The 15549-nt window shown below is 58.9% G+C and carries 13 protein-coding genes; 11 read left to right on the plus strand and 2 right to left on the minus strand.

Features of this window, described 5'->3' with window-relative positions; translation table 11 throughout:
* Window positions 1-124: 124 nt before the first annotated feature.
* A complete protein-coding gene (locus AC3WK5_RS24935) occupies window positions 125-1552 on the minus strand; it encodes a mechanosensitive ion channel family protein (RefSeq protein WP_103318050.1) in 1428 nt (475 codons plus the stop codon).
* A gap of 147 nt (window positions 1553-1699) precedes the next feature.
* The gene (locus tag AC3WK5_RS24940; RefSeq protein WP_103318048.1) at window positions 1700-2716 is read right to left on the minus strand and encodes an alpha/beta hydrolase; all 1017 of its coding nucleotides are present in this window, start codon (window positions 2714-2716) and stop codon (window positions 1700-1702) included.
* Between the two features lie 160 nt (window positions 2717-2876).
* On the opposite strand from AC3WK5_RS24940, the gene AC3WK5_RS24945 reads away from it, so the two are divergent.
* From AC3WK5_RS24945 to AC3WK5_RS24995, 11 genes are all read left to right on the plus strand, one after another.
* Window positions 2877-3770, plus strand: a complete 894-nt coding sequence (locus tag AC3WK5_RS24945) for a LysR family transcriptional regulator (RefSeq protein WP_103318046.1) — start codon at window positions 2877-2879, stop codon at window positions 3768-3770.
* Between the two features lie 120 nt (window positions 3771-3890).
* Window positions 3891-4544 carry a hydrolase gene (locus AC3WK5_RS24950; RefSeq protein WP_054596913.1) on the plus strand — a complete coding sequence of 218 codons (654 nt, stop codon included), beginning with the start codon at window positions 3891-3893 and terminating at the stop codon, window positions 4542-4544.
* A gap of 68 nt (window positions 4545-4612) precedes the next feature.
* A complete protein-coding gene (locus AC3WK5_RS24955; RefSeq protein ID WP_371919142.1) occupies window positions 4613-5041 on the plus strand; it encodes a DoxX family protein in 429 nt (142 codons plus the stop codon).
* 388 nt (window positions 5042-5429) lie between these two features.
* Entirely contained in the window at window positions 5430-6707 is a 1278-nt protein-coding gene (locus AC3WK5_RS24960; RefSeq protein WP_103318043.1) for a cystathionine gamma-synthase family protein, read from the plus strand.
* 151 nt (window positions 6708-6858) lie between these two features.
* Window positions 6859-8289 carry an amino acid permease gene (locus AC3WK5_RS24965; RefSeq protein WP_103318041.1) on the plus strand — a complete coding sequence of 477 codons (1431 nt, stop codon included), beginning with the start codon at window positions 6859-6861 and terminating at the stop codon, window positions 8287-8289.
* Window positions 8290-8349: 60 nt separating this feature from the next.
* On the plus strand, window positions 8350-9240 hold the full coding sequence (locus AC3WK5_RS24970; RefSeq protein ID WP_103318038.1) for a LysR substrate-binding domain-containing protein: 891 nt from the start codon (window positions 8350-8352) through the stop codon (window positions 9238-9240).
* A gap of 16 nt (window positions 9241-9256) precedes the next feature.
* The gene (gene thrC / locus AC3WK5_RS24975) at window positions 9257-10636 is read left to right on the plus strand and encodes a threonine synthase (RefSeq protein ID WP_103318036.1); all 1380 of its coding nucleotides are present in this window, start codon (window positions 9257-9259) and stop codon (window positions 10634-10636) included.
* Window positions 10637-10657: 21 nt separating this feature from the next.
* Window positions 10658-11095 (plus strand): Lrp/AsnC family transcriptional regulator, encoded by a 438-nt coding sequence (locus tag AC3WK5_RS24980; RefSeq protein WP_103318034.1) that lies wholly within the window; start codon window positions 10658-10660, stop codon window positions 11093-11095.
* Between the two features lie 175 nt (window positions 11096-11270).
* Window positions 11271-12314: a homoserine dehydrogenase gene (locus AC3WK5_RS24985; protein WP_103318031.1), complete on the plus strand. Its 1044-nt coding sequence runs from the start codon at window positions 11271-11273 to the stop codon at window positions 12312-12314.
* 10 nt (window positions 12315-12324) lie between these two features.
* The gene (locus AC3WK5_RS24990) at window positions 12325-13737 is read left to right on the plus strand and encodes an aldehyde dehydrogenase family protein (protein ID WP_103318029.1); all 1413 of its coding nucleotides are present in this window, start codon (window positions 12325-12327) and stop codon (window positions 13735-13737) included.
* 392 nt (window positions 13738-14129) lie between these two features.
* The gene (locus AC3WK5_RS24995; RefSeq protein WP_103318026.1) at window positions 14130-15314 is read left to right on the plus strand and encodes a porin; all 1185 of its coding nucleotides are present in this window, start codon (window positions 14130-14132) and stop codon (window positions 15312-15314) included.
* The last annotated feature ends 235 nt before the right edge of the window (window positions 15315-15549 follow it).

Genomic DNA, 15549 nt, shown 5'->3' on the forward strand with positions numbered 1-15549 from the left:
CGGCCCTGAATTGGGCCTGCTACGCAGTCCAGCGGGAGCAAGCTCCCTCGCCACAGATACTTCTCAGGCCTCCAGACCTCCTTAAGTGAACAGCATTGCCGCCGATGTGCGGGCATTTTTCTGCTCAACGTTTTTGCAACCACCCCAGAAATCCACCTTTCCTGACCGGCACAGGCTTGGCCATCAACGCCAGCCGACTGTTCTGTTGCCGTACCGCTTGCAACTTGTTCAACGCCTGACCCACTTCGTTGCGCTGCTCCATACACTGGCGGGTCAGGTTCTTGTCGAGACGGTAGATGATGGAGGAAGTCAGCGCGGTGAACGTCGCCTGGGACGGCGTATCGGCAAGGATGCTCTGTTCGCCCATGACTTCGCTCGGTCCCATGCGACCTGCCTCGGCCAGGCCATTACCGTCGGACACGCTGGCGCTGACGACACCGGTGGCAATCACAAACAGGCTGTCCGGCACTTCGCCCAGATCCAGCACCACCTGGCCGGCGGTGTACTGCTGCGGCACCATCGATTCGGCGAGGCGGTCGCGTTCTTCATGGCTGAGCGAGCGGAAAATCTTCACTTCATCGAGCAGTGCGCGGGCGCGGCTCGAGGGTTCGATCAAACCGTCCGGATGCCGCGAGATGCCCGCCGCTTCAAGGTGTCGATGGGCGAGGTCGAACAGTTGATTGCGCACGTCGCCTTTCTTGCCCAGTTCGGCGATGAAACCGCTGGCCACGTATTCGGACATTTCTTCACCGGCCTCTTTGAGCAGCGCTTTCGGCGCCGGATCGAGCAACAGACTGCTGCTGCCTTGCAGAGTACGGTCGAGGGCATCGAGCACCCGGCGCGGACGGACGTGGTTCGGCACCATGATGCTGATCGACACGCCGTGAAGATTGGTCGGGCGGCTGAGGTTGACGATCTTGGCCTTGGCCGCCACCGAGTTCGGCACCACAGCCAGAGTGCCAGCGCTGGTCAGCAGATGGGTGGCGCGCCAGTCGATATCGAGCACCTTGCCTTCGACACCATCGATCATCACCAAATCGTCCACCTGATAGGGCTTGGTGGTGTTGAGCACGATGCCGGAGAACACGTCGCTCAATGTACTCTGCAACGCCAGACCGACCACGATGGCAACCACCCCGGAGGTCGCGAGCAGGCCTTTGACCGGCAGCTCCAGCACATACCCGGCGGCAGCGACAATGGCGGCCAGGAACACCAGCGCACCGATCACGTCCTGCAACAACCGACCGCTGTGACCGATGCGGCGCATCAGGGCCAGACCGATCACTTCGGTCAGCACCCGCGCGGCGTACAACCACCAGAGAATCCCCAGTGCCGTGGCGCCCAGTTGCGCAACAGGGTCATCGGCGAACAACGGCGCCTGCAACGGGCTGACGCCGGCGTTGATGACCAGCGCACTGAACGCCAGAAACAACCCCAGACGCACGCCGACCCGCAAGGCGCTGTGCTTGAACGGGGCGAGGTGCCAGAGCAGAGCGTCGAGTACCAGAAGCAGGGCGCTCCAGGACAGCAGGTGGGTGAGGAGAAAGGACATGAGGAACTCCAAAGTCTGGATGACATTTGTGGCGAGGGAGCTGGCTTCCGCTTGAGTGCGCAGCACTCGCAAAATCGCCGGTGTCTTGAGGATGTTGGGGCCGCTGCGCAGCCCAGCGGGAGCAAGCTCCCTCGCCACAATGTGGACTCAGTTCAGATGGGTCTTGAGCTCAGCCGCCGCTTGTCGCACTGCGGCCTTCACTTCCGGAATCTGACTCAGCGGATTGAGCAGGCCAAAGTCATGAATCATCCCGTTGTAGCGTACCGAGGTCACCGGCACGCCGGCCGCATCGAGGTGGCGGGCGTAGCCTTCGCCTTCGTCACGCAGCACGTCGAATTCGGCGGTCTGCACCAGCGCGGCGGGCAGGCCCTTGAGCTGTTCGGCGCTGGCATTCAGTGGCGAGGCATGGATCTGCGCACGTTCGGCCGGGCTGGTGGTGTAGTTGTCCCAGAACCACTGCATCATGCCTTTGGTCAGGAAGTGGCCTTCGGCAAACTGCTGGTACGAGCCGTTATCGAACCCGGCGTTGGTCACCGGCCACATCAGCAACTGGAAGCGCAGGGCCGGAGTGTTCTGTTCCTTGGCCATCAACGCCACCACTGCCGCCATGTTGCCGCCGACGCTGTTGCCGGCCACCGCCAGACGCTTGCCGTCGACACCGATGTCCTTGCCGTGCTCGGCCACCCATTTGGTGGCGGCGTAGGCCTGGTTGATCGCGGTCGGGTAGTGCGCTTCAGGCGACGGGGTGTAGTCGACGTACACGGCAACTGCCTCGGAGCCCACCACCAGATCACGAATCAAGCGTTGGTGGGTCGGGAAGTCGCCCAGCACCCAACCGCCACCGTGGAAGAACATGAACACCGGCAATTCGCCCTTGGCCCCGGCTGGGCGCACCACTTTCAGGTTGATCGTCTGGCCGTCGACCTTGATCGCCTTGTCGCTGACTTCGACACCGGACAGATCGACCTTCACCGAGGCCTGGGCACCGGTCAGCACCGCGCGGGCGTCTTTCGGGCTCAGTTGCTCCAGCGGTTTGCCACCACCGGCGGCGAGGGCATCGAGGAAGGCCTGGGTGTTGTGTTCGACGCCGGGGCTGCCGGCGGCGAAAGCGTTGCCGATGGACAGGGCGAGGAGGGAAGCGGTGAGGGTTTGCTTGATGTTCATGGTCAATTCCTTTTTCAATCGTTCGAGTTTTTATGCCTTGGGATCGGGCTGCTGTGACGCTGGGGTTCAGGTCTCAGCAACACCGTGAGCACAGATTAATGAGGTGCCTGAAAGTGAAAAAGCGGCTATAAAGCGTTTAACTGTCAACCAGGAAGTGACAATGAACCCGTTCGAAGACATGCGTATTTTTTGCCAGGTCATGGACTCCGGCAGCTTCACGGCGGCGGCCGATCAGTTGGGCCTGTCCAAGCAGTTCGTCAGCCGCCGGCTGATGCAATTGGAGGAGCGCCTCGGCGTGCGCCTGCTCAATCGTTCGACCCGGCGGCTGGACGTCACGCCGCTGGGGCAGAGCTATTACGAATCGGCGCTACGTCTACTGAGCGAAGTCGAACACGTGGAGCAGGGCATCGCCGGGCAGACCGCCGAGCCACGCGGCACCATTCGTCTCAGTGCGCCGCTGTCGTTTGCCGTGGCGCATCTGGGCTGTTTGCTGCCGCAGTTCTTGCAGCGTTACCGAGAAGTCACAGTAGAAGTGGATTTGAGCGACCGGCCTGTGGACTTGCTCGGCGAAGGTTACGACCTGGCATTGCGCATTGGCGTGCTGGAAGACTCGACGCTGATCGCCCGACGCCTCGCCGCCATCCAGCGGGTGTACTGCGCCAGCCCGGCCTACCTGGCCGAGCGCGGCACGCCGGTTCACCCCGAAGGCTTGCACAGCCATGACTGCCTGCCTTACGGCCACGGTCGCCAGGTGCAATGGCGGTTCGAAGGGCAGGGCAAGCCACTGACCGTGAACGTCACCGGAAGGATGCGGGTCAACAACGGTGAATTGCTCAAGGACGCGGCCATCGCCGGCATGGGCATTACTTATTTGCCGACCTTCATTGTCGGCTCGGCCTTGAAGGACGGGCGCCTGGTGCCGGTGCTGGACAACTTCCGCCCCGGGCCGTTGACGTTATCGGCAGTCTATCCGCAGCATCGTCAGGGCTCGCGACCGGTGCAGGCGCTGATTGAATTCTTGCGTGAACGGCTGGATCGGACCGAGGACGCCTGAGGCGGTGGGCGTAAAAAGAAATTTAATCAGCATGATTTTTCCAGATTCGCACATCCATACAATCGCTCTGCTACAGCGAAGCCGAAAATAGCCCCTCTCAAACATATCCGGAGAAGTGTTATGGCAACCGCAAAAGCAGCACCAGGTAAAGGTCTGATCAATCCGAGCAACCACGCTCTGATCCTGATCGACTTTCAGTCGCAGATGTCATTTGCGACCAAATCCATCGACGCTGTTTCACTCCGCAATAACGCTGCACTGATCTCCAAGGCAGCGAAGGAGTTTGGCGTTCCGGCCATTCTTACCACCGTCGCCGAAAAAAGCTTTTCGGGCCCGATGTTTGAAGAAATCACCTCGGTTTTTGCCGGTCAGGAACTGATTGACCGCACCAGCATGAATACCTGGGAAGACGAGCGCATAGCCGTTGCCGTGAACAAGATCGGTCGCGACCGTATTGTTCTTGCCGGTCTCTGGACTTCGGTCTGCATTGTCGGCCCGGCGATCTCGGCGCTTGAACAAGGCTTCGAGGTCTACATCATTTGCGATGCGTGCGGTGACGTTTCGGATGAGGCTCATGAGCGCGCTATCGAGCGCATGATTCAAGCCGGTGCGCGTCCGATGACCTCACTCCAGTACTTGCTGGAACTGCAACGTGACTGGGCTCGCAGCGACACCTATAACGAGACGGTGAAAACCTCTATCGCTCACGGCGGTGCTTATGGTCTTGGTTTGATTTATGCCAAAACCATGTTTAACGCATCGGAAGGTCACTGATCTGAATTGCGCCTCTTCCTTGATAGGGGAAGAGGCGCACTCAGGCGAGCGGTGGGGAGCAATGGAACATGTCCACATCTGATATGAATACGACGACTGCACCGGATGCGGCCCTGTTTTGGCTACGCATCACCGGTGTACTGATGCTGTTGCTGGTGCATGGATTGCCCAAGCTTTTCAATTTTGAGCACGAACTGACGTTGATCGAAGACCCGTTTGGCATGGGGGCTCGGTTGACCTTGTCGCTGGCAATTTTCGCGGAAGTGTTTTGTCCGATATTCATCGCAGCCGGACTTCTGACGCGCCTTGCGACACTGCCTGTGCTCTTTTTGCTGGTTGTCTCGGTTCTCTGGGTTCATCCCGAGTGGAGCCTGGCCGAGGGCCAGTTCGCCTGGCTGCTGCTGATCATCTTCTCGACGATTCTTGTTGGCGGGTCTGGAAGACTGGCAGTGGGCAGGGGGCTGTCGCATCGCTGGCCACTCCTGAGCAAACTGTAGGGAGGAAAGTATTAATATTGGGTATCAGAACGCCGGTTTGTTAGATGTGTTTGCTCGCACGAACATCATCTATCAAATCGGCGTTCTGGTTTCTGTGTTTCCTGGTATTCCGTGAAGAACCAGAAAATATGGTTTCCTTTCGACTGAACGTTAAGACGTCGCCTTCAACTGGTATATGAATCGGAGGTTTGGATAAGTCTCTGGAAAATGAGAGGCGTACGGTACAAGCGTTAGCTATTTCGATTTCCTCGCACATCAACAGCCATTAATAAAAGCGGCCCTTTGGCACTGATTACATCGTTTCTCGGGTGCAATCCTTTTGACTATATTGGCGACCAGACCCGGCGAATGACTCAACAGTCGCCACCCTTCAGTGCGAGTAGTCTCAATGAACAATAAACCTGACAGCGCAGGGCTTGATAACGCCGGAACGGGAACCCGAGCGGTCTGGGGCGGGGAGCAAGTCAGGCACCCCTATAACGCCACGCAAACACCTATCGTGGTCAGTGCCGCCTACGGTTACGACGACATTGACGTCTGGTACGACGTGGCTTTGGGCAAGGCTCCGGGATTTATCTACAGCCGCATGAGCAACCCGACGGTCGAGACCCTCGAAGCGAAAATTTGCGAGTTGGAAAAGGCCGAGTCCGCGGTGGCCTTCAGCAGCGGCATGGCGGCCATCAGCAGTGTGCTTTATACCTTCCTTGCCCACGGCAATCGGGTAGTTTCCACCAAGGACAGCTACGGCGGCACCAACAAGATTTTCGAAGAGTTCCTGCCGCGCATGGGGGTGGACGTGACCTTGTGCGAAACCTTCGATCATGACGAGATCGAGCGTGAAGTCGCCAAAGGCTGCCAGGTGCTCTACCTGGAAACTCCGACCAACCCGACCCTGAAAATACTCGATATCCAACGTCTGGTGAGTGCGGCCAAGCGCGTCGGCGCCGTGGTGGTGGCGGACAATACCTTCGCTACTCCGTTGAATCAGAATCCCCTGGCATTGGGCGTAGACGTAGTCATCCACAGTGCGACCAAGTTCCTCAGCGGCCATGGCGATGTGCTTGGCGGTCTGGTGTGCGGCGTTGAATCCTTGATGGCCAAGGTTCGTCATTACCGGGAAATCAACGGTGCGGCGCTTGATCCCTTCTCGGCCTATTTGATCATCCGGGGCATGAAAACCCTGGCACTGCGGATGCGTCAGCAACAACACAGTGCCCGTGCCCTGGCAGAGTTCCTGAGCAACGAGCCCCTTGTGGAATCGGTGAACTATCCCGGCTTGCCCAGTCATCCGAACCACGCTGTGGCGTGCGCGCAAATGCGCGGGTTCGGCGCCATCGTCAGTTTTGTCCTGGTCGGTGGCATGGACACCGTCAAAGTACTGTTACCACGCCTGCGCTTTGCCCATTGCGCGGGGAATCTGGGCGCGGTGGAAACCATCTACGGCCCGGCCAGGACCACCAGTCATGTGGAGAACACACTGGAGGAGCGTTTGGCCTTGGGTATTTCCGAAGGGCTGGTGCGGGTCTCGGTCGGCATCGAAGACACCGACGATTTGCTCGACGATCTGAAGCAGGCATTCGCCTATGTCAGGCGTTCACGGCATGAACAGGTACAGGTAAAAACACAACCCTCAATCAATGAATCTTGCACCGAGGTACCCAACTAAAGTTTCAAAGTTAATGCCTCACGACAAGGCAGTCTATGAGGACTTCATGAAGAGGAATAATAATAAAACTTAGTGGCAACCTGTTTTTATTCTGCCCAGTAACTCATCGCAGAAGTGAATGCGTGCCCTAATAACTTTCATGAGAACAATCATGTCCATAAAAGAACAACAACTCAACGCGCGTGCTGGTTTTAAACAGGAAATGCAGACCCGCCATATTGTCATGTTGGCATTGGGCGGTGTCATTGGTACCGGGCTGTTCCTAACGTCTGGATACACCGTCAACCAGGCCGGCCCCTTGGGGGCGGTTATCGCTTATATCATCGGCGCGCTCATGGTCTACATGGTCATGATGTGCCTGGGCGAGCTGGCGGTGCAGATGCCGGAAACCGGCTCGTTCAGCACCTACGCCACACGCTTTCTCGGCCCGGGGACCGGTTACACGGTGGCCTGGCTTTACTGGTTGACCTGGACCGTGGCTATTGGCTCGGAATTCACTGCCGCCGGTATCCTTATGGCGCGCTGGTTCCCACAGACTCCGGTATGGATCTGGAGTGCGCTGTTCGCTGGAGTGGTGTTTCTGACCAATGTGATTTCGGTGCGTTTGTTCGCCGAGACTGAGTTTTGGTTGTCTCTGGTCAAGGTGGTGACGGTGGTAGTGTTCCTGCTGATCGGCGGCGGGGCGATTCTCGGCCTGTTGCATATCGATCAGGCTCACAGTATTGGCCTGGGCAACTTCACCCGTGAGGGCTTGTTTCCCACTGGGTTCATGTCGATTGCCATGACCTTGCTCGCTGTGTCATTTGCCTTCTCTGGCACCGAGCTGATCGGTATCGCTGCCGGCGAAACCAAGGACCCGCAACGCAACGTGCCGCGAGCGATTCGCACCACGGTGCTGCGCCTGGCGATCTTCTTTGTCGGTACCATCTTCGTCCTGGCGACCTTGCTTCCCCGGGAACAGGCCGGGCTGGTGGAGAGTCCGTTCGTCACGGTGTTCACCTACATCGGTATTCCGTACTCCGCCGACATCATGAACTTCGTGATCATCAGCGCCTTGCTGTCCGCCGCCAACTCCGGACTTTACGCCGCCTCGCGGATGCTCTGGACCTTGAGTGACCAGGGTCACCTGCCCAAGCAGTTCTCGGTCCTGACCCGCATGGGCACGCCGTTGAATGCCATCGTGTTGAGCATGGTCGGTGGCGCGGCGTCGTTGCTCAGTAGTGTGTTTGCCGCCGACACTATCTACCTGGCGTTGGTGTCGATTTCCGGGTTGGCAGTGGTGGTGGTATGGATGAGCATTGCTGCGAGCCAGATCGCTTTCCGTCGACACTATGTGGCCAATGGCGGTGATATCCACGACCTGAAGTTCCGCGTGCGGGGTTACCCGTGGGTGCCACTGGGGGCGCTGGCCAGCTGCAGCCTGGCCTGTGTCGGGATCGCCTTCGACCCTGAGCAGCGGGTGGCCCTGTACTTCGGTGTGCCGTTCATCGCCTGGTGCTACTTCGTGTATTACATTACCCGCAAAAGCCGCGAGCGCCGCTTGTCGCTTGCTCCCTTGGCACAACCGTCCGATGCGTTCTAGACATTGTCGACGAGGTGGGCAAACGTGCTCGGTGCGGGGGGCGTCAATGAGGTCCAGGCCATGAAGCAAAAGACGTTACCCCCATTGAACTGGCTGCGAGCATTTGAGGTGTCCGCTCGCTGTCTGAACTTCACCCACGCCGCCGAAGAGCTGTTTTTGACTCAAGGCGCAATCAGCCAGCAGATCCGCCAATTGGAAAGCCACCTTGGGGTGGCGCTGTTCAAGCGCTTGCCTCGTGGTCTGGGTTTGACCGAGGAAGGCCAAGCCTATCTGCCGGTGGTACAGGATGCGATTACCCGGTTGGCGGTGGGGACCAACGAGATTTTTGGTCAGCACAAGCGCCGGCCCATCAAGGTACGCGGCAGCCTGTCGTTTTTCGTGCACTGGCTGGCGCCCAAGCTGGTGGACTTTCGCCAGGCCCATCCGCATGTCGACATCCGTTACATCAGCAACATCTGGGTCAAGGAGCTCGATGGCGAAGACGACATGGAGATACGCTGGGGCCATGGACAATGGCCGGGGCTGGTGTCTCAGCGTCTGACCTGGGACACCTTGTTCCCGGTTTGCTCGCCGGCTCTGATGGCCCGCTCGCCGCTGAAGGTGCCAGAGGATGTGGTGCACCATCCACTGCTGCATGTCCTGGGTTACGAAGAAGGTTGGGGTTACTGGTTGAATATGGTCGGTGCGCACGCCGTCGACTCGTCCACCGGTATGCAGTTCGATACCCTGATTTCCACGTTGCGCATGGCCGAGCTAGGGCAGGGCATTGCGCTGGCCCGCTCGTCCATGGTCGACGAAATGCTTGAGGACGGGCGTCTGGTCGAGCCCTTTGCGCAACGTATCGAGGCCAGCGAGTCGTTTTACCTGGTGCGGGGGGCCGAAGCCGATCAGCACCCTGATGCGGTGATGTTTTCCACCTGGCTGGTCGAGCAGGCACATCGTTATAAATGAATGGCCGGAGTCAACCATGCGCTATGTGAGTACACGAAGTTCGGCCGTACAGGCTGATTTCGAAAAGGTTGTGTTATCCGGCGTTGCCGACGACGGCGGGCTGTTCGTGCCTGTTGGCCTGCCGCTATTCGAGCCACAGGAAATCGCCAATTGGTCGACCTTGCCCTATGACGAACTGGCCTATCGGGTCATCAGTCCTTTTGTCGGCGATGCCATTCCCGAGGCGGATTTCAAACGCCTGCTGAAGGAGGCCTACAGTACCTTTAGCCATCGCTCCGTCGCGCCCTTGCACCAGGTCGACCGCAATGAATGGGTGCTGGAACTGTTCCATGGGCCGACCTGTTCCTCGAAAGACTTTGCCGCCCAGCTACAGGCGCGACTGGTGCAATACTTTCTGCGCAAACGCCAGCGCCGCGGAATCGTCCTGGGGGCCACCAACGGCGATACCGGGCTGGCCGCCATCGAGGCGTTCAAGCACTGCGACGATACGATGGTAGTGGTGATCTATCCGGAGTCCGGCATGCCGGAGCAGCAGTTACAGGATCTGCAGGCGGTGGCTCATCCCAGGGTCCACAGATTCGCGGTAAATGGCAGCTTCGACGAGTGCCAGACCATCGTCACCCGATTGTTCCGGCAATGGCCGTGCGCGCAATACGAGGCCATCAGTTTCAACTCGAACAACTGGGTCGGCGTGCTGGCGCAGCTAGTGTTTTATTTCCATGCCGTGCTGCAACTGGGGGGTGGACAGCGCCCCATCGGCTTCAGTGTGCCGGCAGCGAGTTTCGCTGAAGTCTACGCCGGCTATATTGCGCAAAAGATGGGCCTGCCTATTACCCAGATGATTGTCGCAACCAATCAAAACGACGCGCTGCATCAGTTGTTCCTGAAGAACCACTACTCCCGGTTGCGGGCCAACAAGACCTTGTCTCCGGCCATGGACTTGTCGATCTTTTCCAACCTCGAGCGCTTTCTCTGGGAACTCTATGGACACGACTATCAGGCGGTGAGCGCATTGATGGTCGAGTTCGAATCCAGCGGCGAGATGAGCATCGCCAACGAGTTCTGGCTACAGGCGCGGATGATCATCGATTCCTACTCGGTCAGTGATGAGCAGACCCTGAAGGAAATCACCTCGCTGTATCGCGATACCGGTTATGTCATCGACCCTCATGCCGCCACTGGTGTCCTTGCGGCCCGGTTGTACCGCCGAAGTCTTGTGGCGCCCATGGTCACCCTGGGCGAGATCTCACCGGCCAAGTCCGCGCTATTGCTCGGCGAACTGGGGATCACCGCGCCGGCTCGGCGCAGCCCGGTGCCGGGGCAAGGGCCGTCACAGGTTTCCCGGATTCAGCCCGATGACCTCGAGATCATCCATCAACTGCTCGGCGCTCTGTGAAGACGCTGTAAAGGAGGCTAAGTGAAGCGAATTCTGGATCCTCTCGATGAGCGCATCATCGCCGAACTGCGGCTCAACGCCCGGGTCGCCCACGCCGAGTTGGCGGCCAGGGTCAACCTGTCGCGCAATGCCGTACGCCAGCGCATCGAACGGCTCGAGCGCGACGGGGCGATACAGGGCTACACGGTGCGTACGGGGGAGGGGCGGCAGACTTCTTCGAATATCAATGCGGTGATTTTCGTCTATCGCTACGATCGTATGCGTGGCGCGGAAGTGCTGCAGGCCCTGCGGCAGATTCCGGAAGTTATCCAGTGCGATGTCATGAGCGGCGAGTTCGATCTGATGCTGCGGGTCGGTGCCGCGAGCCCGGAGCGAGTGCATAAAGTCTGGAATGAAATATCCGCGTTGCCTGGGGTGGAAAACACCGTAACCTCATTCGTGCTTTCGTCTGTTGTCTAGCCGCTTTGCCGCGATATAAAAGCCAACGCATGTTGGCTTTTTTTATGCCTGACGCTTTGCCCAACCACTGGTCAAAACGCCCATAAAATAGAGCAAATAGCCATATTTCACTGCCTTGGCTGCCCGCCTAATCTAGTGCCCAGCAACCCATCATTCGGATCAAGGGCGATAAAAAATGACTGAATACAAACTGGCGCTGGTCGGCTTCGGTGGTGTCAACCGGGCATTGGCTCAACTGATTGCCGAGCGTAACGATAGCTGGAAAAAAGAATTGGGTTTTACCCTGAAAATTGTCGGTGTCACCGACCTGTTCCTCGGCTGCGTGATTGGCTGCGAAGGACTGGATGCCGGTCAGCTGGCTAACTTGCCTGCGGTCAAGGGTGCTCTGGCGCAGTTGCCGGGAGGAGATGCCGAAGCCTTCAATGAAGCTGTGATCAAACACTCCGGTGCGGACATCGTTGTCGAAGCGACTTTCACCAACCCGGTCGACGGTGAGCCGGCCACCTCGTTCTGTCGCTGGGCGCTGGAAGGCAGCAAGCATGTGGTCACCACCAACAAGGGGCCGATTGCCTTGCACGCTGCGGAGCTCAAGGACCTCGCTCGACGCAATAACGTCGCCTTTGAATACGAAGGCTCGGTGATGAGCGGCACTCCGGTGATCCGCCTGGCCAAGCAGTCGTTGGCGGGCAGCTCGATACTCGGCTTCGAGGGGATTCTCAATGGCACCTCCAACTTTGTGTTGAGCAGCATGGAGGACGGGCTGGGGTTCGCCGAGGCGGTCAGCAAGGCTCAGGAACTGGGCTACGCCGAAGCCGACCCGACTGCGGATGTCGAGGGGCATGATGTACGCCTCAAAGTAGTGATCCTGGCCAATGAACTGCTGGACGCCAAACTGAACGTCAGCGATGTCAGCTGCAAGGGTATTTGCGGCCTCAACCTCAGTGATATCGAAAGAGCCCGTCAGGACGGTGCGCGCTGGAAGCTCATCGGCGCCGCCACACGGCATGCCGATGGTTCGGTCAGTGCCCATGTCGAACCCCGGCTGCTGAGCAACGATCACCCGCTGGCCGGTATTTGCGGTGCAACTAACGCGGTGTCATTCACTACCAGTTTGCTCGGCACGGTGACGGTCTCGGGGCCGGGGGCCGGGCGCACGGAAACTGCGTTCGCGCTGCTCTCGGACATCATCAATATCCATCAGTCCGTTGCACACAACTAGGAGAAGGCCTGTGAACCTATCGCGTCCGGCCCTGGCCATTGTGGAGAATCAAATTGATGTACTGAACCCCTTTGACGGCAGCGTCGTCGGGACCGTAGCGGACGTCTGTACGACACAGGTTCCGCAGTTGCTGGAGCAAGGCCGCAAGGGAGCTCAGGCCAGCGCCGGGTTACCGCGTTATCTCCGGGCACGGATCCTTGAACAGGCGGCATTGAGTATAGAGCGCGACGCCCACACTTTTGCCCGGTTGATCGTCGACGAAGCCGGCAAGACCCTCAAGCAGGCGGAGAAAGAAGTCAAACGGTGTATCAACACCCTCAAGCTTTCCGCGCAAGAGGCCACGCGCAATGCTGGCGAAGTGTTGCCGTTCGACGCCTATGAAGGCTCCGAGTCGCGGCAGGGCTGGTTCTCCCGCGAACCACTGGGCTTGATTGTGGCGATCACCCCGTACAACGATCCGTTGAATCTGGTAGCACATAAGCTCGGCCCGGCGATTGCCGGCGGCAACGCGGTGATTCTCAAGCCGTCCGAGCTGGCGCCGTTGTCGGCCATCAGGTTGGTGAGGTATCTGGTCGAGTCCGGGCTGCCGGAGTCAGTGGTCACGGTCGCCACCGGCGGGGCAGAGTTGGGCAGGGCCCTGGTAGCCGCCCGTGAGGTGAGGATGATTTCCTTTACCGGTGGATTCGCTACGGGTGAGCAGATTGCCCGTATCGCTGGCCTGAAGAAATTGACCATGGACCTGGGCGGCAATGCGCCGGTGATCGTGATGGGCGACTGCGACCTTGACGCGGCCGTCGAGAGTTGCCTGTCCGGGGCCTTCTGGGCGGCGGGACAGAACTGCATCGGCACTCAGCGCCTGTTGGTCCAGGCCTCGATCTATGAGGCTTTCCGCGAGCGCTTCGTCAATCAGGCTCAGGCTCTGGTGGTTGGCGACCCGGCGCTGGCTGGCACCGACATCGGCCCAATGATTACCCCGCAGGCGGCGAAACAAGCTGAGCAAATGGTGAGCGAAGCCCTGCTGGAGGGCGCCAGGTTACTGTGCGGTAATCAGCGTCAGGGCGCATGCTACACAGCGACCGTGCTGGAAAATGTCGATCGCGCCAGCCGGCTGTGGCGCAACGAAGTGTTTGCTCCGGTGGTGATGTTGCAGCCCTTCGAGACCTTCGATGAGGCTATCGCCCTGGCGAACGAACCGGAATACAGCCTGCATGCGGGGATCTTCACCAATAATCTGGCAACGGCCATGAGCGCTGCGCGCAGGATCGAAGCCGGGGGCGTGATGATCAACGACTCCTCCGACTATCGCTTCGACGCGATGCCATTTGGTGGCTTCAAGTACGGCAGCCTGGGGCGGGAAGGGGTGCGCTTCGCCTATGAGGAAATGACGCAACCCAAGGTGGTGTGTCTGAATATCCTTCGTTAGGTGATTCAAGGAAAAAAAGCACTGCTTGTTTGGCATTGGGACGGTTTGGTCACCGTCCCAGTGCTTTGTTCGCGTTGTAGAACATCTCGATTTAATCGAAAACATCGCAACGGGCATCTTGCCGCGTGGTATGGATTTTTGGCGTGATCCGTTCCTGCTTTAGACGCTGAAAAAGCTCTCGGCTATGGCGTTGTCGTAGCCGTTCTGCAGCTGCTCACAAGGCTTGCACCTTAAGTATTGCACCGTGGCGTGACCCGGTCAGGGTCCAAATCATCGCGCCACACTCACTGGCCCAAAGCATCTGCCAACCCCCTCCAAGGCACTGTATAAGGCTGTTCGCCAGCTTTCGATAATCGCCTCCGACATTTCGTCCCCCGATTTCGGAGCGCGCCATGCACAACAACAATAAGAATTTGCCCCATCTTCTGCCCGCGGTCATTGTCGGCCTGTCGATGCTTGGCCTGAGCGCCATCGCCAAGGCCGATATCATGCTGTACGACAAGGACCAGACCACGTTCTCTACCGACGGCTACATCAATGCCTTTTACGTGAACAGCAAGGTTGATCGCGCCGGCGATCAGTTCGACCGCCGCCAGGCCCGGGTGAAGATGGGGTTTCTGCCCAACTATCTGGGCTTCAACATGGGCAAGCAGGTCGATGACCTGAAACTCGGGGCCCGGGCGTCCTTCTGGGTGAGCATCAACGATAGCCAGACCAAGGGCACCGACACCGCCATCGACGTGCGCCAGTTCTATGGCACCGTGGCCAATCCGGAATGGGGCGAGGTGCTGATCGGTAAGGATTTCGGGCTGTTTGCGCGCTCCAACATCCTGCTCGATGAACTGCTCTCCGGGTATGGTCAGGTCAGCGATAGCCTGGGCCTGGTCGATGGCGGCGGGGTGTCGTTCGGCAATATCGGCAGCGGTTATCCGTACCCATTCCCCACCTCGCAGATCACCTACCGCACGCCGGTCATGGACGGCTTGCGAGTCGCGGTGGGCATCATGGATCCGGTGAGCACCAACGACAGCAGTCCGACCGGCAAGGCCTATCAGCAGAACCCTCGCACCGAGAGCGAGATCACCTACCAGTTCGATGTAGCGGGGGCGAAGATTTACAGTTGGGTCAACGGCAGCTACCAGACCTCGGACAACACCGACTCTACCGTCAACTCGGTCACCTCCAAAGGCGTCGGTTACGGCGTACAGGCGAAGATGGGCGGGCTGTCGCTCACCGGTTCCGGCTTTCAGGCCAAGGGTATCAATCCGTTCTTTACCAACAACGCCGGCCAGCCGACCCTGAGAAATGTCGACAGCGATGGCTACTTGCTGCAGGGCTCCTACACGCTCGGCAAGAATCGCCTGGCGCTGTCTTATGGCAAAACCAAGGACGATGGTAATGGCGTAGTCGGCAGCGGGGCGGATTACCAAACCCGCGGTGTGGCACTGTTCCATGAGGTCAATGACAACCTCAAGCTGGTTGCCGAATACAACCAGTTTGAAATCAAAGGCCATCAAACCATTGCCCAGAACGAGAATACCGATACCTTCGCCGTCGGGGCCGTTCTGACCTGGTAACCCCCCGATCATCCGCCCGGCTGTCTTTGCAGGCGCGATCGCCAGGATCGCCGCCTGTTGCAGTGCCTGTTCAGATGGCTGCACACACACACACATCCCATAGGCACCGCCGAAGGCTGCGACCCTTCGGCGGCAACGCCCGATCGACCGGCCTTTTCATCCCATGGAAGCGGCTAACCCCTACCCAAGTAGCATTCGTGGCAGCCGGCAGGCTTCGTACACTCAGGTCTCATAG

The organism is Pseudomonas sp. FW306-02-D09B, from assembly GCF_058782685.1.

What these genes read in the sequence shown, in the direction of transcription:
- AC3WK5_RS24935 (WP_103318050.1), bottom strand. Translation starts at nt 1,552, where the DNA reads ATGTCCTTTCTCCTCACCCACCTGCTGTCCTGGAGCGCCCTGCTTCTG.
- AC3WK5_RS24940 (WP_103318048.1), bottom strand. Translation starts at nt 2,716, where the DNA reads ATGAACATCAAGCAAACCCTCACCGCTTCCCTCCTCGCCCTGTCCATC.
- AC3WK5_RS24945 (WP_103318046.1), top strand. Translation starts at nt 2,877, where the DNA reads ATGAACCCGTTCGAAGACATGCGTATTTTTTGCCAGGTCATGGACTCC.
- AC3WK5_RS24950 (WP_054596913.1), top strand. Translation starts at nt 3,891, where the DNA reads ATGGCAACCGCAAAAGCAGCACCAGGTAAAGGTCTGATCAATCCGAGC.
- AC3WK5_RS24955 (WP_371919142.1), top strand. Translation starts at nt 4,613, where the DNA reads ATGTCCACATCTGATATGAATACGACGACTGCACCGGATGCGGCCCTG.
- AC3WK5_RS24960 (WP_103318043.1), top strand. Translation starts at nt 5,430, where the DNA reads ATGAACAATAAACCTGACAGCGCAGGGCTTGATAACGCCGGAACGGGA.
- AC3WK5_RS24965 (WP_103318041.1), top strand. Translation starts at nt 6,859, where the DNA reads ATGTCCATAAAAGAACAACAACTCAACGCGCGTGCTGGTTTTAAACAG.
- AC3WK5_RS24970 (WP_103318038.1), top strand. Translation starts at nt 8,350, where the DNA reads ATGAAGCAAAAGACGTTACCCCCATTGAACTGGCTGCGAGCATTTGAG.
- thrC (WP_103318036.1), top strand. Translation starts at nt 9,257, where the DNA reads ATGCGCTATGTGAGTACACGAAGTTCGGCCGTACAGGCTGATTTCGAA.
- AC3WK5_RS24985 (WP_103318031.1), top strand. Translation starts at nt 11,271, where the DNA reads ATGACTGAATACAAACTGGCGCTGGTCGGCTTCGGTGGTGTCAACCGG.
- AC3WK5_RS24995 (WP_103318026.1), top strand. Translation starts at nt 14,130, where the DNA reads ATGCACAACAACAATAAGAATTTGCCCCATCTTCTGCCCGCGGTCATT.